Origin of the sequence: Cupriavidus sp. BIC8F, from assembly GCF_032465815.1 — a bacterium.
GTDB classification, from domain to species: domain Bacteria; phylum Pseudomonadota; class Gammaproteobacteria; order Burkholderiales; family Burkholderiaceae; genus Cupriavidus; species Cupriavidus necator.
This window is the reverse complement of record NZ_CP136094.1, coordinates 2429153-2446179: the sequence shown is the minus strand read 5'-3', so window position 1 is coordinate 2446179 and position 17027 is coordinate 2429153. Positions and strand designations below refer to the sequence as shown.

Sequence of the window (17027 nt, the reverse complement as noted above, 5' to 3'; positions counted from 1 at the left end):
CCTAGGATTGCGCGCCCAGCGCCAGCTTGGCCGGCGTGGTCATCGACAGCTGCTCTTCACCGAGGGTGTTGCGCGACGTGCAGATCGGGCCGCCCTTGAACCCGTCGGCGGCGACAGCCGTGCCGCTGTGGTCCATGTACTTGTGCAGGATGTTGCGGAAGAGCTGGTCTTCCACCTTGCCGTAGTACGTGACCGGCTCCTTCTCGCTGGGTTGTGCCAGCGTCTTGTAGCCTTCAACGCCCAGTTCGGTGGACGAGGCGCGAACCTTGGCGACCCACTGGTCGAACTCGTAGTTCGACATGGCCATCGCCTTGAACTTCATGCCCGAAAAGCCGCCGCCGCTGTAGTTGGCGGACACGCCGTCATAGGAGCCGGCTTCGTTGGCAATCAGGTGGAGCTTGGTTTCCATCCCTGCCATGGCGTACACCTGGCTGCCCAGTTGCGGGATGAAGAACGAATTCATGATCGAATCCGAGGTGATCTTGAAGTTCACCGGGGTGTCGACCGGGAAGGCGATCTGGTTGACCGTGGCGATCTTCAGTTCCGGATAGATGAACAGCCACTTCCAGTTCAGCGCCACCACCTCGACGGTGACCGGCTTCTTGCTGGATTCAAGCGGCTTGTACGGGTCCAGGTCGTGCGAGGACTTCCAGGTGATGATGCCCAGCGCAATGATGATCAGGCAGGGGATCAGCCATACCACCACTTCGATCGCGGTGGAGTGCGACCAGTCCGGCTCATAGCGCGCCGAGGTATTGGACGCGCGGTACTTCCAGGCGAACACCAGCGTGAGCACGATCACCGGCAGCACCACCAGCAGCATGAGCCACGTAGCGATCAGGATGATGTTCTTGATGTCGACGCCGACCTGCCCTTTCGGGTCGAGCAGCGTCATGTTGCAGCCGGCGAGCAGGAGCAGGCCAAGGCAAGGCAGGAACCGCGTCCAACGCGGCAGTATGGGTTTCTTCATGTCACGACTGGTTTGGTTACACCGCGCTTCGGGCAAAAGCGTGGCTAAACCGCCTGATGCTCGCGCAAGAGGCGTGGGGCTGAGGGAAAACCGGAAGGACGTGTCCTTAGCTGGCGTTGCGGTCTGGCGGCGGATCTAACGCCGGAGGACCATGCGGCCTTGCAACGCCGTGAACACGGAAGGACAACTGACTGCGCGCGCTGCAGGCCCTGTGGGACCTTGCCGGCGCTGCGGCACCTGGTGGCCGAAACCGCGAACGGTCCCGGCTCAGTACAGCGGCCGGGTAGCGTTGGAATACGAGGTTTTTGCACTTCCCGACGGACTGGCCCTGAGGGCAAGCGCGGTTTTCGGCCGGGGAGCGCAACACGTAAAACATCGTGGGCGCGACTGTACCGCAATGCAACATTAGGGGTAAACCCAACGCCACAAAACACAGTGTCCGTTTTATCGGACAATCGACCTCGAAAATGGCTTTCCGTGCATTGACCGGCGTCAAGCGCACAAATTCGGCCATGAATATGCAGAAAGCCGCGCATGCGCGGCTTTTCGGGGTGCGACAACACTATGTGGCATATTGTCGCACTGCGTCAGAACCCTTGGCGCGGACCAAGCCGCAGTTCATCCATATCGGCGCGAAATCGACTCCGCCACGCACACCGGACGGTCGCTGCCCTCGCGCTCGATCGTCACTTCCCAGGTGGATTGAGCGCCCACCAGTTCAGGAGACTTCGGCAGCGGATCGAGCCGATCGACCTTGAGCAGCTTGATTCGTGCCCGCAGTTTGCTGCCTACCGGCACAGGCGCCGTGAAGCGCACGCGGTTCAGACCGTAGTTGACGCCGATCTTCGACGGCATGTGCAGCGCGTTGTGCATGAACTTGGGCAGCAGCGACAGCGTCAGGAAGCCGTGGGCGATCGGGCCGCCATAGGGCGACTCCTTCTTCGCGCGCTCCACGTCGATGTGGATCCACTGGTGGTCGCCGGTGGCATCGGCAAACTGGTTGACCTGCTGCTGGGTCACCTCGATCCAGTCGCTGACCGCGACCTCCTGGCCCTGCAGGCTTTCCAGTTCTTCAAGCGATGCGATGGTGCGCATGTCGGTTGTCTCCTCGATGGTGGGTTGAGTGTTCTCAGGCGGGCCGGCGGCCGTACATGCCCATGCCCTTGACGGTGCAGACCAGTTCGCCGCGCTGGTTGGTGGCTTCCCACTGGGTGTGGATCACGCCGCGGTCCGGCTTGGACTGCGACGGGCGGCTATCGAGCACATTCAGCACGACGCTGAGCGTGTCGCCGGCATAGACGGGCTTGAGCCAGCGGATCTCATCCACGCCAGGCGAGCCCATGCTGGCTGACTTGCCGGTGCTGCTCAGCACCAGCAGCCGCATCATGATCGAGCACGTCATCCAGCCGCTCGAGATCACGCCGCCATAGATGCTCTTGGCAGCGGCCTCCTTGTCGATATGGAACGGCTGCGGATCGTACTGGCGCGCAAAAGCCAGGATCTCTTCCTCGGTGACGAGGTACGAACCCAGTTCGCGGCGGCTGCCGACTTCAAAGTCCTCGAAATACAGCATCGGTTGTCTCTCTGTAGTGATTGGCGCCAGGGCACCAGGTCTGTCCAGGCAATGATCGCATGGCCGCCGGGGGCTGGCGTCCGTATTTGCCGAACCCGCCCCTAACGGTCTCCAAAGAAAAAAACCGCGCCTGGACTACAGCGCGGTTTTGACTGGACGGGCAGGATCAGGCAGCTTCCTGGAACCCGGGCTGGGCAGCAAACCTGCCCAGGTGGTGATCCACGTCACCGAAGGTGGTGTTGATCAGCGTCAGCCGCTTGAACATGTGCGCGGCCGGCAGTTCGTTGGTCACGCCCATGCCGCCGTGGATCTGCACTGCCTCCTGGCCGACCGTGCGCGCTGCCTGCCCCACGCGCGCCTTGGCGGCGGAGACATAGCGGCGGCGCTCTTCCGGCGACGCTTCCTCGAAGCGGGCAGCGGCCAGCAGCGTGATCGAGCGCGACTGCTCGGCATGGATGAACATCTCGACCATTCGGTGCTGCAGCGCCTGGAAGCGCGCGATCGGCTGGCCGAACTGCTGGCGCGTCTTGGCGTATTCCAGCGTGGCGGCGTTGAGCGTATCCATCACGCCCACGGCCTCGGCGCACAGCAGCACGGCAGCGTAGTCGGCCACTTGCTCGATCACCGGGAAGGCCTTGCCGGCTTCGCCCAGCAGTTGCGCGGGGGCATCCTGGAAGGTGATGTCGGCCGCGCGCAGGTTGTCGATGGTGCGGTAGTCCTTGATGCTGACGCCGGCGCCCCTGGCATCCACCAGGAACAGCGAGATGCCGTCCCGCTCGGCTTCGGCACCGCTGCTGCGGGCCGACACGATCAGCTTGTCGGCCTGGCCGCCATGCACCACCACGACCTTGCGGCCGCTGAGCTTGCCGTCGCGGGCGGTGACGCGCACGTTGTTCAGCTCATAGCGCGCCTGCGGCTCGTTGAAGGCCACGGCCAGCTTCAGCTCGCCGCCGGCGACCTGTTCCAGCAGTGCGTCCTGGCCACCGGCCAGGCCTAGGGCGTAGGCGCCGACCACCGTGGCCAGGTACGGCTCCACGATCAGGCCGCGCCCCAGTTCCTGCTGCACCACCATCATGTCCAGGGCCTTGCCCGCGAACCCGCCCTGCGCTTCCGGCACCGGCAGCGCGGTCAGGCCGAGCTCGGCCAGCGAGCCCCAGGCGGCGTCGCTGTAGCCGGCAGCGCTTTCGTAGTTCTTCTTGCGGGACTCGAAGCCGTAGTCCTTGTCGATGAAACGGCGGACGGCGTCGGCCAGCTGCTTCTGTTCGTCGCTGAGATTGAAGTTCATGATGCGTGTCTCCTCACAGCCCCAGAATCATCTGGCTGATGATGTTCTTCTGAATTTCGTTGGACCCGCCATAGATGGAGGTCTTGCGATAGTTGAAGTAGTACGCGGCCAGCGGCGCGGCGTCGTCGTAGCCGGTGACGGCGTGCTCGGTCTCGCACTCCAGGTAGGCGGTGTCGAACGGCTGGGCGTACGGGCCGACGGCCTCGACCATCAGCTCGGTCAGCAGCTGCTGGATCTCGGTGCCCTTGATCTTGAGCATCGACGCCTCGGGGCCGGGGCCCTTGCCGGCGGCTTCGCTCGAGACCACGCGCAGCACGGTGATCTCCAGCGCCATCAGTTCGATTTCCAGCGCGGCCACCTTGGCGCCGAACACCGGGTCTTCCAGCAGCGGTTTGCCGTTCTTCTGCTGCTGGCGCGCCACGCGCTTGAGGAAGCCCAGCTCGCGCTTGGAGTTGCCCACGCGGGCAATGCCGGTGCGCTCGTGGCCCAGCAGGTACTTGGCGTAGGTCCAGCCGCGGTTCTCGTCGCCGACGCGGTTCTCGACCGGCACCTTGACGTTGTCGAAGAAGACTTCGTTCACTTCATGTTCTTCGTCGAGCATGATGATCGGGCGCACGGTGATGCCCGGGGTCTTCATGTCGATCAGCAGGAACGAAATGCCCTCTTGCTTCTTGGCTTCGGGATCGGTGCGCACCAGGCAGAAGATCATGTCGGCGTGCTGGCCGAGCGTGGTCCAGGTCTTCTGGCCGTTGACGATGTAGTGCTTGCCGTCCGAAGTCAGCTCGGCACGGGTCTTCACCGAGGCCAGGTCCGAACCCGAGCCCGGCTCCGAATAGCCCTGGCACCACCAGTCGGTGCAGTCCAGGATGCGCGGCAGGTAGTACGACTTTTGCGCCTCGCTGCCGTACTTCATGATCACCGGCGCGACCATCGCCACGCCGAACGGCAGCACGCCGGGCGCGCCGACGCGGGCATTCTCTTCATCCCAGATATGGCGCTGGGTGGCGTTCCAGCCGGTGCCGCCATACTGGACGGGCCAGTGCGGTGCCGACCAGCCCTTGCCGGCCAGGGTCTTGTGCCAGCGCACCAGGTCGTCGCGGCTCGGACGGCGGTGGTTGAGAATCTTGCTGCGGATGTCCGCCGGCAAGTTGGCTTCGAGCCAGCTACGCACTTCCTCGCGGAAGGCGTTGTCGGACGCCGAGTAGTTGAGATCCATGCCCGTCTCCAGTGGTGCCGGTTTGGCGTGGGGCCGCCGGCGGTTGTTCTGCCTGCACGTCAAGCGCCGACAGCAACGGGCACAAGACGCAATTCAGTGAGCCGTCTGCTTCAGCGCATCCGGCACCACGAGCGGGAAAGTCTCGATGCCCTCTTCGGCCAGCGCCTGCACCTCCTCCGCCGAGGCCGAACCGCGAATGCCGCGTTCCGGCGCCTCGTCATAGTGCATGCGCCTTGCCTCTTCGGCAAAGCGCTCGCCAACGTCCTCGGTCTGTGCCAGCACCTGCTTCACTGCCTTCATATAGAGCGCTTGCAGTGTCACCGGTGCGGCAGCCGGCTGCGCCGGCCTGGCGCTGCCTTCGCGCGCGGTCGCGCCCGACAGGTTCAGGCGCGGCGCGCTGGGCAGCCGCGTCACGGCATGGTCGCCACAGACCGGGCATTGGACGAGGTCACGCGAGATTTGCGACTGCGCATCTTCCTCCGAGGCAAACCAGCCCTCGAAACCATGGTCATGCGCGCAGCGCAGGTCGAGCACCTTCATGATCTTTCCAGCCCGTCAAAAGCTATATTATCCGCGAATCGAAATTTTGTGAACGGTCGTGCTAAATTTTTTAGAACGACCGTTCGGGAGCAACCGCATGGCGCAGAATCCACGCGGCTCACTACCCACTATACGGCGTAATGCGGCAGTGGCTGTTCGCCCGGTTGCCAGGCACCCGAGATCACTTTTTCCAGCCAGAACGCGCCGATGATGGTTTTTACGTCGGTGATGCGGCCGCTGCGGACCCAGTCGATCACCTGCCCCACCGGCGTGATGAAGGTTTCCAGGAACTCGCCGTCATCGAGCTTCGCCTCGCCGTGCGTCAGGTCGCGCGCCAGGAAGACGTCGATGAACTCGGTGGAATACGAGATGACCGGGTGGATGCGCGTCAGGTAGTCCCAGCGCGCCGCGCTGTAGCCGGTCTCCTCCAGCAGCTCGCGCTCGCCGCAGCGCTGCGCGCCCTCTTCCGGATCGAGCTTGCCGGCGGGGAATTCAAGCATCACTTCGCCGATCGGATAGCGGAACTGGCGCTCCATCAGCACGGTGCCGTCATTGAACAGCGGGATCATCATCACCGCGCCCGGATGGACCACGTACTCGCGCCCGGTCTGCTTGCCGTCCGGCAGCCTGACGATATCTTGCTTGAGGGTAAGGAACTTGCCGCGATGGACCGTGGCCGAGGCGACGCATACTTCCTTCAGTGCGTCGTCGTTCCCGGTGGGTTTATCGGTAGGCGGGGTGCCGCGTTGGATCTTGTCGGTCATGGACGCTCCGGATCAGGCAGGGCCCGGCGCCGACAAGACCGGCTTCAGGCCGTGCGGTGTTTGACGAGGTATTGCCAGGTGAAGCCCGGGAAGGCAAACACCAGCATCATGCAGGCGGTGATGGCGTAGAACTGCCAGCCCTGCGGGAAGGCATTGCCAAGGCTGGCCTCTACCGCAAATCCGGCGGCGCCCGCCACCGCGAACCATACGATCAGTTCCAGCAGGCGCAGCCACAGCGGCTTGCGCGCCTGCCGCAGCGGGATCACCGCGAACAGGCGCTGGTTCACAAACGGCAGGTTCGCACTGATCAGTGCCAGCAGGATGACAAACCAGCCGCTTGCGGATGCGCTCATGGCGTGTGGCGGATCAGGAACCCAGGGTCGAGCGGATGGCCTGGTAGCACAGGTTCATCAGCGCGGCCGGGAAAATACCCAGCAGGATCACTGCGGCACCGTTCACGCTCAGCATCGAGCGCAGGCCGAAAGTCGCTTCCAGTTGCTCTTCGCCGGCAGGCTGGTCGAAGTACATCAGCTTGACGATGCGCAGGTAGTAGAACGCGCCGATCAGCGAGAACAGCACAGCCACCACCGCCAGCCAGGTCATGCCGGCCTTGATCACCGCATCCAGCACGGCCAGCTTGGCGTAGAAGCCCACTGTCGGCGGAATCCCGGCCAGCGAGAACATCATCACCAGCATCAGGAAGGCAAACCACGGGTTGCGGCGCGACATGCCCTTCAGGTCTTCCAGGGTTTCGGCCTCGAAGCCCTTGCTGGTGCGCAGCAGGATGATGCCGAAGGTGCCCAGCGTGGTCAGCAGGTAGGTCACCGAGTAGAACATCGCCGCGCTGTAGGCATCGGCGGCGCCGTCAGCCTTGTTGGCCACCACGCCCGACAGCAGGCCCAGCAGCACGAAGCCCATGTGCGAGATGGTCGAGTACGCCAGCATCCGCTTCAGGTTGCTCTGCACGATGGCGGTCAGATTGCCGATGGCCAGCGAGATGATCGACAGCACCACCAGCATCATCTGCCAGTCGCTTGCCAACGGCAGCAGGCCTTCCACCAGTACGCGGATGAACAGCGCGAAGGCGGCAACCTTCGGGCCGCCTGCGATCAGCAGCGTCACCGCGGTCGGCGAACCCTGGTAGATGTCCGGAATCCACATATGGAACGGCGCAGCGCCCAGCTTGAACGACAGGCCGGCAACGATAAAGACCACGCCAAAGGCCAGCATGGTGGTGTTGACGCGGCCCGACTCGACCACGCGGAACACTTCGCCCAGGTTCAGCGAACCGGTGGCGCCGTACATCATCGAGATGCCGTACAGCAGGAAGCCCGAAGCCAGAGCGCCCAGCACGAAGTACTTCATCGCCGATTCCGAGGTCACGCGCGATTCGCGGCGCAGTGCCACCAGTGCGTACGACGACAGCGACAGCAGTTCCAGGCCCAGGTACAGGGTCAGGAAGTTGTTGCCGGTGATCATCACGATCTGGCCGCCCAGCGTGAACAGCGCGAGCTGGTAGAACTCGCCGGCAAACATGTCACGATCCGCCAGATAGCGGCGCGTGTAGACCAGCGTCACGAACAGGCCGGCAGAGCAGAACGCGGACAGCACGTTTGCCATCGGATCGATCACGACCAGGTTGGCGAACGCGTAGTGCGTCTCGCCGGCGGCCGCATTCAGGCCAAACCAGACGGTCAGCACCAGCGTGGCCAGCAGCGACAGCGGATAGGCCACGCTTTGCTTGCCCTTGCCACGCGCAAGGTCGATCCAGTTGACCGCGCCGATGGCGATCGCCAGGAAAATAATCGGCGCCACGGGGCCGAGTGTCGAGGACGTTTGCATATTGATTTCTCTCCCCGATTACAGCTTGGACTGTGCCGCGTGGGACAGCAGGTTCACCACGGACGCGTGCATCACGTCGGTAAAGGGCTTCGGGTGCAGGCCCATGTACAGCGTCATGATGGCCAGCAAGCCGAGCATGACGAACTCACGCTTGTTCAGGTCGACCAGCTCGCGCACGTGCTGGTGGACGATGTCGCCGAAGATCACGCGCTTGACCATCCACAGCGAGTAGGCGGCGCCGAAGATCAGCGCGGTGGCGGCCAGCAGGCCGATCCAGAAGTCGAACTTGACCGCGCCCAGGATCACCATGAATTCGCCGACGAAGCCCGAGGTGGCCGGCAGGCCGCAGTTGGCCATGGCAAAGAACACTGCCAGCGCGGCGAACTTGGGCATGGTGTTGACCACGCCGCCGTAGTCGGCGATCTGACGCGAATGCACGCGGTCGTACAGCACGCCGATGCACAGGAACATCGCGCCGGAGATAAAGCCGTGCGAGATCATCTGCACGATGCCGCCTTCCACGCCGATGTCGCTGAAGATGAAGAAACCCAGCGTGACGAAGCCCATGTGGGCGATCGACGAGTACGCCACCAGCTTCTTCATGTCGGCCTGCACCAGCGCCACCAGGCCGATGTAGATCACGGCGATCAGCGAGATCGTGATGATGAACGGGGCCAGGTAGTGGCTCGCGTCAGGCGCGATCGGCAGCGAGAACCGCAGGAAGCCGTAGGCGCCCAGCTTCAGCATGATGGCGGCCAGCACCACCGAACCGCCGGTCGGCGCTTCCACGTGGGCATCGGGCAGCCAGGTGTGCACCGGCCACATCGGCACCTTGACCGCGAAGGCGACGAAGAAGGCGATAAACAGCGCGATCTGCTCGTTCAGCGACAGCTTGGCCTGGTGCCATTGCAGGATGTCGAAGGTACCGGTCTTGTTGTACAGGTACAGCAGCGCGATCAGCGTCAGCAGCGAGCCCGCCAGCGTGTACAGGAAGAACTTGAACGCGGCATAGACGCGGTTCGGGCCGCCCCAGACACCGATGATGATGTACATCGGGATCAGCGTGGCTTCGAAGAACACGTAGAACAGCATGCCGTCCAACGTGCAGAACACGCCGACCATCAGGCCCGACAGGATCAGGAACGAGGCCATGTATTCGGCCACACGCTCGGTGATCACTTCCCAGGCCGAGATCACCACGATCACCGTGATGAAGGCGGTCAGCACCACGAACCACATCGAGATGCCGTCAACCCCAAGCAGGTAGTTGATATTGAAGCGCTCGATCCAGTTCGCCTTCTCGACGAACTGCATCGACGCGGTGGTGCGGTCGAAGTGGAAGACCAGCGGCAGCGTGACGACGAAGCTTGCGATCGAGCCGAACAGCGACATCCACCGCACGAAGCCCGGACTCCGGTCCGAGCCGAAGGCGAGGATCAGCAGGCCGAAAAGGATAGGCAGCCAGATTGAGAAAGACAGAACCATTTCTATGTTTTCCTTACTTGGTGCCTATCACTTGGTGCCGATCACGCCCGTGACCGTCAGCGTCAGCAGCACCAGCATGCCGACGATCATCGCGAATGCGTAGTGGTAGATATAGCCCGACTGCAGGTAGCGGCTTGCCGAAGCGAACGAAGCCACCACGCGCGCCGCGCCGTTGACGAACAGGCCGTCGATCAGGCTCTGGTCGCCGCCCTTCCACAGGCCGGTACCGAGCAGGCGTGCGCCGCGGGCGAACACGGCCTGGTTGATGGCGTCCATGTAGTACTTGTTGTCGAGCAGCGTGTACAGGCCCGAGAAGCGGTTCTTGATGGCCTCGGGGATGTCCGGGCGCTTCATGTAGAAGAACCACGACAGCACGACACCGGCGATGGCCAGCCACAGCACGGGCGTGGTCAGCGAGTGCAGCGCCATCGGCACCCAGCCGTGGAAGGCTTCCGTCAGCTCGGCCATGGCGTGGTGGTTCTCGCCGACGAAGATCACGTCCTTGAAGGCGATGCCTTGCTTGAAGAAGTCGCCGAACAGCATCGGCTCGATCGCGAGCGCGCCAATGATCACCGACGGGATCGCCAGCAGCACCAGCGGCAGGGTCACCACCCACGGCGACTCATGCGGCTTCTCGCCCGCGGCCAGGCCATGGTGGTGGTCGAGCGTGACTTCCTCGTCCTCATGGTCGCCCTCATGGTGCTGGTGGGCATGGTTCTGGCCCCAGCGCTCCTTGCCGTGGAAGACCAGGAAGTACATCCGGAACGAGTAGAACGCGGTGACGAACACGCCGGCCAGCACGGCGTAGTAGGCAAAGCTCGAACCGGCGATATGCGATTCGGCCACAGCCTCGATGATCGAGTCCTTGGAGTAGAAGCCCGCGAAGAACGGCGTGCCGATCAGCGCCAGTGAACCCACCAGCGAAGTGATCCAGGTGATCGGCATGTACTTGCGGAGGCCGCCCATGTTGCGGATGTCCTGGTCGTGGTGCATGCCGATGATGACCGAACCGGCGCCCAGGAACAGCAGTGCCTTGAAGAATGCGTGCGTCATCAGGTGGAACACGGCCACCGAGTAGGCCGAAGCGCCCAGCGCCACGGTCATGTAGCCCAGCTGCGACAGGGTCGAGTAAGCGACCACGCGCTTGATGTCGTTCTGGATGATGCCCAGGAAGCCCATGAACAGCGCCGTGATGGCACCGATCACCAGCACGAAGGACAGTGCCGTATCCGACAGCTCGAACAGCGGCGACATGCGCGCGACCATGAAGATGCCGGCGGTCACCATGGTTGCCGCGTGGATCAGTGCCGAGATCGGGGTCGGGCCTTCCATCGAGTCAGGCAGCCAGACGTGCAGCGGGAACTGCGCCGACTTGCCCATCGCGCCGATGAACAGGCAGATGCAGGCCACGGTGATCATCAGCCAGTCGGTGCCCGGGAAGATCACGGTCGCCAGCTGGTCGCGCGCGGCGAACACTTCGGTGTAGTTCATGCTGCCGGCGTAGGCCAGCAGCAGGCCGATGCCCAGGATAAAGCCGAAGTCGCCGACGCGGTTGACCAGGAACGCCTTCAGGTTGGCGAAGATGGCCGTCGGGCGGGTGTACCAGAAGCCGATCAGCAGGTACGACACCAGGCCCACCGCTTCCCAGCCGAAGAACAGCTGCAGGAAGTTGTTGCTCATCACCAGCATCAGCATCGAGAAGGTGAACAGCGAGATGTAGGCGAAGAAGCGGTTGTAGCCGGGGTCCCCGTCCATGTAGCCGACGGTGTAGATGTGCACCATCAGCGAGACGAAGGTCACCACGACCATCATCATCGCGGTCAGCGAGTCGACCAGGAAGCCGACCTCCATCTTCAGGCTGCCGATGGCCATCCACTCGTAGACGGTGCCGTTGTAGCCAGCGCCGTTCATCACGTCGAGCAGCACCATCACCGACAGCACGAAGGAAATGGCAACGCCCAGGATCGTGGCGGTATGCGCCACCATCCGGCCGCCGCGCGACTCCGAGGAAAACAGGTCGAAGAACTTGGTACCGAACAGGCCGGCGATCGCGGAGCCGACTAGCGGCGCCAGCGCAATCGCAAGCAGCAGGTTGGGGTTGAGCGTGGTTGCCATAGGACGCTTAGTGGTGTGCGGTCGGTGAGTCTTGGGTATCTACGTAGTGCGCCACGGATCAGCCCTTGAGGGTATCCATGTCGTCCACGTTGATCGTATCCAGGTTGCGGAACAGCACAACCAGGATGGCGAGACCGATTGCCGACTCGGCGGCGGCCACCGTGAGGATGAAGAAAACGAAAACCTGACCAGCCAGGTCGCCCAGGTAATGCGAGAAGGCGACGAAGTTGATGTTCACCGCAAGCAGCATCAGTTCGATCGCCATCAGCAGCACGATCACGTTCTTGCGGTTCAGGAAGATGCCGACGATGCTGATCGCGAACAGGATCGCAGCGAGGACGAGGTAGTGAGCGAGAGAGAGCACAGCGTTTCTCCGGGCTTTAGTTCTTATTGGCGGCAGCCGCGGCTTCCGTCTGCTGGGTCTGGCCTTCGGACTGCATCGGCACCAGGCGCACGCGGTCGTCGCGGCGGGTGCGCAGCTGCGCCGACACGTTCTGGGCCTTGACGTCCTTGCGGCGGCGCATGGTCAGCGCCACGGCGGCGATGATCGCCACCAGCAGGATGATGCCGGCCACTTCAAAGGCGTAGATGTAATCGGTGTAGATCACCTTGCCGAGCGCGGCGGAGTTCGAGTAGCCCGGATCCTGCGAACCGCTGGCAACCACCGGCGTGGTGGTGCCGATGAAGTTGCGCACCAGCACGATTGCCATCTCGGCGATGATCAGCGCGCCCACCACCGAGGCCATCGGCACATAGGTCCAGAAGTCCCGCCGCAGGTGCTCGATGTCGATATCGATCATCATCACCACGAACAGGAATAGCACCATCACCGCGCCGACATAGACCAGCACCAGCAGGATGGCGAGGAATTCCGCCTTGAGCAGCATCCAGATCGCCGCGGCCGTGAAGAACGACAGCACGAGGAACAGTGCGGAATGCACCGGGTTCTTCGCAGTGATGACTTTCAGTGCGGAGAGCACCAGCACCAGCGCAAAGACGTAGAAGATGGTGGTCGTGAGTTCCATGGTCCCTATCGGATCCTCTCTGGGCCGTCCGGCACAAGCCATCCCCTCGGGTGGCCCGCTCCTGCGGCATCCTTGCATTGGCCCCTTGCATTGCAGGGACCGCATTCAAATTCGGTGGCGGCGGCTGCCAGGTCTGCTGCTTGCGGCAGCCGCCAACCGGCGGTACTTCTGGCCGAGACTTCCGGCCGGTGATTCGGCTTAGCGATACTTCGCGTCGGCGGCCTTGGCTGCGGCGATCTGCGGCTCGTAGCGGTCACCCACTGCCAGCAGCATGTCCTTGGTGAAGTACAGGTCGCCGCGCTTCTCGCCGTGGTACTCCAGGATCTGCGTTTCCACGATGGCGTCGACCGGGCAGGCCTCTTCGCAGAAACCGCAGAAGATGCACTTGGTCAGGTCGATGTCATAGCGGGTCGTGCGGCGCGTGCCGTCGGCGCGCGCGTCGGACTCGATCGTGATGGCCAGCGCCGGGCACACCGCCTCGCACAGCTTGCAGGCGATGCAGCGCTCTTCCCCGTTCGGGTAGCGGCGCAGCGCGTGCAGGCCACGGAAGCGCGGCGAGATCGGCGTTTTCTCTTCCGGGAACTGGACGGTGATCTTGCGCGCGAAGAGATAGCGGCCGGTCAGGGCCATGCCCTTGAAGAGTTCCTTCAGGAGCAGGCTGTTGAAGAAGTCCTTGATGGCGAGCAGCATGATGCTTCCTAGTATTTCCACACGGTGCGCGCCACGGCGCGCACCGTCGTTTGGCCGTTCAGTGCCAGATGTTCCAGGGCGACTTGATCCAGATCGCCACGATGATCAGCCACGCCACCGTCAGGGGGATGAACACCTTCCAGCCCAGGCGCATGATCTGGTCATAGCGGTAGCGCGGGAACGAGGCACGGATCCAGATGAAGACGGACAGCAGCAGGAATACCTTGATCACCAGCCAGAAGAAGCCCGGGATCGCGTTGGTCAGCACGCTATCGACCGGGGGCGCCCAGCCCCCCAGGAACATCAGCGCGGTCATCGTCGAGATGATGATCATGTTGATGTACTCGGCCAGGAAGAACAGCGCGAAGCCCATGCCCGAATACTCGATCATGTGGCCGGCCACGATCTCCGACTCGCCTTCCACCACGTCGAACGGGTGGCGGTTGGTTTCGGCCACGCCCGAGATGAAGTAGACGGCAAACATCGGCAGCAGCGGCAGCCAGTTCCACGACAGGATGTTGATGCCCATGTCGGCAAAGTAGCCGGTGTTCTGGCCGTTGACGATGGCCGACAGGTTCAGGCTGCCGGCAACCATCAGCACCGTCACCAGCGCAAAACCCATGGCGATTTCATACGACACCATCTGGGCCGCGGCACGCATGGCGCCGATGAAGGCGTACTTGGAGTTCGAGGCCCAGCCGGCCAGGATCACGCCGTACACGCCAACCGAGCTGATCGCCATCACGTACAGCAGGCCGGCGTTCACATCCGCCAGCACCACTTCGGCCTGGAACGGAATCACGGCCCAGACCGCCACGGCGGGCATCAGCACCATCAGCGGGGCAATCAGGTACATGCCCCGGCTGACCTGCGTGGGCATCATGACTTCCTTGAGCAGCAGCTTCAGCACGTCGGCGATCGGCTGCAGCAGGCCCAGCGGGCCCACGCGGTTCGGGCCGATACGGACGTGCATCCAGCCGATCAGCTTGCGCTCCCACAGGATCAGGTAAGCCACGCACAGCAGCAGCGGCACCACGATGATCACGGCGCGAATCAGGATCCACAGCGGTGTCCAGTAGGCACCCAGCAGGCCCTGTCCTTGCGAGGTAATCCAGTCAATCATGTCTTGTTCTCGCTGTTGTTCTTACGCCGTGGCCACGGTGCCGGTGGCCGGCGCCAAGTCAATGGCCTTCTCTACGGTGACCGTGCCGAACATCGCGCCCAGGCTCATGGCCGCCGGCGTTGCCGCCGGCACGCGCACGGTGTTGGCCGGGAGCGTGGCTTCGAGCACGGCCGGCAGCACCACGCTGCCCTGCCCTTGCGTGACACGCACCGGATCGCCGGACTGGATGCCAAGGCTGGCGAACAGGTCGGCCGGCAGCGCGATCTGCATGGCGCGGCGCGCGGCAGCGCTCAGCTGCAGCGACTCGGCGCGGCGCACGATCGGGTCGGCGTGGTAGATCGGCACATCGGCAATGCGTTCGATGCCGTTGGCGGCAGCGGCGGCCACGCGGATCGGCGCATCGGTGGCGTTGTCCAGCTGCGCGTCGACCGGGGCCGACAGCACTTCGACACGCACCGACTCGGCGGTCTCGTAGTCGAAGCCGGCCACCTCCAGCAGGTTGCCCAGCACGCGCAGCACCTTCCAGCCCGGACGCGATTCGCCCAGCGCGCGCACCACGCCATTGAAGGTCTGCGGCTTGCCTTCGCAGTTGACGAAGGTGCCAGAGGTTTCCGTGAACGGCGTCACCGGCAGGATCACGTCGGCGTACTGCATGGCCGCTTCCGAACGGAACGGCGACAGCACCACCACCGTGCCGGCCTGGGCCAGCGCGGCCAGCGCCTTGCGCGGGTCGGCGGCGTCGAACTCGGGTTCGGTGTTCAGCAGGATGTAGGCCTTGCGCGGCGTGTCCAGCATCGCCTGCGCATTGGCGCCGCCCTGCTTGGGCAGCGCGCCGGCGACATAACCGCCGACGGTGTTGGCGGCTTCGGTCAGGAAGCCCAGCGTCGCACCGGTTTCGGTGGCGATCCACTGTGCCAGCGCGTGCAGCGCCGAGAACTGCGGATGGCGCACCGCCTCGTTGCCGAGGAACACCGCACGGCGCTCGCCCGACAGCAGCGCTTCGGCCACCTTGCCAGCGGCTTCGCCGCCATCGAATCCTTCAGTGCCGGCCGGGGCAGCAACGCCCTTGGCGGCAGCCACGGCACGAGCCACGCCGGCGAGCGCCGCGGTCCAGCCGGACGGCGCCACGTCGATGCGGGCGGCCAGCGGCATCAGCAGGTCTTCACCGCCGGCACCCAGCACGGCCACGCGGGCCCCCTTCTTGGTGGCCTGGCGCAGGCGCGAGGCCAGCAGCGGATGATCCTTGCGCAGCGACGAGCCGATCACCAGCACGCGTTGCAGCGTGGTCACGTCGGCCACCGGCATGCCCAGCCACGGCGCGCCCTTCAGTGCGGCCGAGAAATCGGTCTGGCGCAGGCGGAAGTCGACGTTGTCGCTGCCCAGGCCGCGCATCAGCTTGCCCAGCAGGAACAGCTCTTCCAGCGTGCTGTGCGGGCTGGCCAGCGCGGCGATCTGGTCGGCGCCATGATCGCGCTTGATGCTGGCGAGGCCGTTGGCCACGTATTCCAGCGCGGTCTGCCAGTCGGTTTCCATCCATTCGCCGCCCTGCTTCAGCAGCGGGCGGGTCAGGCGGTCGGCGCTGTTCAGGCCTTCATACGAGAAGCGGTCCTTGTCGGAGATCCAGCACTCGTTGATGTCTTCGTTTTCCAGCGGCAGCACGCGCATCACGCGCTGGTTCTTGGTCTGCACCACCAGGTTCGCGCCCAGGCCGTCGTGCGGCGACACCGACTTGCGGCGGGCTAGTTCCCAGGTACGGGCCGAGTAGCGGAACGGCTTGCTGGTCAGCGCGCCGACCGGGCACAGGTCGATCATGTTGCCCGACAGTTCCGAATCGACGGTCTTGCCGACGAAGGTGGTGATTTCCGAATGCTCGCCGCGGCCCAGCATGCCCAGCTCCATCACGCCGGCCACTTCCTGGCCGAAGCGCACGCAGCGGGTGCAATGGATGCAGCGGGTCATCTCCTCCATGGAGATCAGCGGGCCCACGTTCTTGTGGAACACCACGCGCTTCTCTTCCTTGTAGCGCGACTCCGAGGCACCGTAGCCCACGGCCAGATCCTGCAGCTGGCATTCGCCGCCCTGATCGCAGATCGGGCAGTCGAGCGGGTGGTTGATCAGCAGGAATTCCATCACGGACTTCTGCGCCTTGACCGCCTTCTCCGAATTGGTGAAGACCTTCATGCCAGGGGTCACCGGCGTGGCGCAGGCGGGCAGCGCCTTGGGCGCCTTCTCGACCTCGACCAGGCACATGCGGCAGTTGGCCGCGATGGACAGTTTGCGGTGGTAGCAGAAGTGCGGGATGTAGGTGCCCAGCTTGCGGGCTGCTTCCATCACCAGGCTGCCTTCAGCAACCTCAACCTTCTTGCCGTCGATCTCTAGTTCAACCATGTTCTGCCACG

General features: G+C 63.9%; 16 protein-coding genes. All 16 read right to left on the bottom strand.

Translation table 11 applies throughout. From position 1 onward, the window contains the following. Position 1: 1 nt before the first annotated feature. The 16 genes from cyoA to nuoG all read right to left on the bottom strand — a co-directional run bounded on the left by cyoA (position 2) and on the right by nuoG (position 17016). Positions 2–970 carry a ubiquinol oxidase subunit II gene (cyoA, locus tag RS901_RS11460; protein WP_013956032.1) on the bottom strand — a complete coding sequence of 323 codons (969 nt, stop codon included), beginning with the start codon at positions 968–970 and terminating at the stop codon, positions 2–4. 618 nt (positions 971–1588) lie between these two features. Continuing rightward, positions 1589–2065, bottom strand: a complete 477-nt coding sequence (locus tag RS901_RS11455) for a MaoC family dehydratase (protein WP_316148906.1) — start codon at positions 2063–2065, stop codon at positions 1589–1591. Between the two features lie 34 nt (positions 2066–2099). Further along, positions 2100–2543 carry a MaoC family dehydratase gene (locus RS901_RS11450; protein ID WP_316148905.1) on the bottom strand — a complete coding sequence of 148 codons (444 nt, stop codon included), beginning with the start codon at positions 2541–2543 and terminating at the stop codon, positions 2100–2102. Positions 2544–2709: 166 nt separating this feature from the next. Continuing rightward, a complete protein-coding gene (locus RS901_RS11445) occupies positions 2710–3828 on the bottom strand; it encodes an acyl-CoA dehydrogenase (RefSeq protein ID WP_316148904.1) in 1119 nt (372 codons plus the stop codon). A 13-nt stretch (positions 3829–3841) separates the two neighbouring features. Next, positions 3842–5044, bottom strand: a complete 1203-nt coding sequence (locus RS901_RS11440; RefSeq protein WP_316148903.1) for an acyl-CoA dehydrogenase family protein — start codon at positions 5042–5044, stop codon at positions 3842–3844. Between the two features lie 93 nt (positions 5045–5137). After that, the gene (locus tag RS901_RS11435) at positions 5138–5584 is read right to left on the bottom strand and encodes a DUF1178 family protein (RefSeq protein ID WP_035819968.1); all 447 of its coding nucleotides are present in this window, start codon (positions 5582–5584) and stop codon (positions 5138–5140) included. A gap of 128 nt (positions 5585–5712) precedes the next feature. Beyond that, positions 5713–6348 carry an NUDIX hydrolase gene (locus RS901_RS11430; protein WP_316148902.1) on the bottom strand — a complete coding sequence of 212 codons (636 nt, stop codon included), beginning with the start codon at positions 6346–6348 and terminating at the stop codon, positions 5713–5715. A gap of 44 nt (positions 6349–6392) precedes the next feature. Then, on the bottom strand, positions 6393–6701 hold the full coding sequence (locus RS901_RS11425) for a DUF2818 family protein (RefSeq protein WP_316148901.1): 309 nt from the start codon (positions 6699–6701) through the stop codon (positions 6393–6395). Between the two features lie 13 nt (positions 6702–6714). Then, positions 6715–8190 (bottom strand): NADH-quinone oxidoreductase subunit NuoN, encoded by a 1476-nt coding sequence (gene nuoN, locus RS901_RS11420; protein ID WP_316148900.1) that lies wholly within the window; start codon positions 8188–8190, stop codon positions 6715–6717. A gap of 18 nt (positions 8191–8208) precedes the next feature. Further along, positions 8209–9675: an NADH-quinone oxidoreductase subunit M gene (locus RS901_RS11415; RefSeq protein ID WP_316148899.1), complete on the bottom strand. Its 1467-nt coding sequence runs from the start codon at positions 9673–9675 to the stop codon at positions 8209–8211. Between the two features lie 27 nt (positions 9676–9702). Then, complete coding sequence (gene nuoL / locus RS901_RS11410; protein ID WP_316148898.1) at positions 9703–11790, bottom strand: NADH-quinone oxidoreductase subunit L; 2088 nt, start codon at positions 11788–11790, stop codon at positions 9703–9705. 58 nt (positions 11791–11848) lie between these two features. Beyond that, complete coding sequence (gene nuoK, locus RS901_RS11405; RefSeq protein ID WP_013956021.1) at positions 11849–12154, bottom strand: NADH-quinone oxidoreductase subunit NuoK; 306 nt, start codon at positions 12152–12154, stop codon at positions 11849–11851. A 16-nt stretch (positions 12155–12170) separates the two neighbouring features. After that, positions 12171–12815 (bottom strand): NADH-quinone oxidoreductase subunit J, encoded by a 645-nt coding sequence (locus tag RS901_RS11400; protein WP_316148897.1) that lies wholly within the window; start codon positions 12813–12815, stop codon positions 12171–12173. 198 nt (positions 12816–13013) lie between these two features. Next, positions 13014–13505: an NADH-quinone oxidoreductase subunit NuoI gene (gene nuoI, locus RS901_RS11395; RefSeq protein ID WP_010809124.1), complete on the bottom strand. Its 492-nt coding sequence runs from the start codon at positions 13503–13505 to the stop codon at positions 13014–13016. A gap of 58 nt (positions 13506–13563) precedes the next feature. Beyond that, positions 13564–14628 carry an NADH-quinone oxidoreductase subunit NuoH gene (gene nuoH, locus RS901_RS11390; RefSeq protein WP_013956018.1) on the bottom strand — a complete coding sequence of 355 codons (1065 nt, stop codon included), beginning with the start codon at positions 14626–14628 and terminating at the stop codon, positions 13564–13566. A gap of 21 nt (positions 14629–14649) precedes the next feature. Further along, positions 14650–17016, bottom strand: coding sequence for an NADH-quinone oxidoreductase subunit NuoG (gene nuoG, locus RS901_RS11385; protein WP_316148896.1), 2367 nt, complete (start codon positions 17014–17016; stop codon positions 14650–14652). Positions 17017–17027 lie beyond the last annotated feature (11 nt).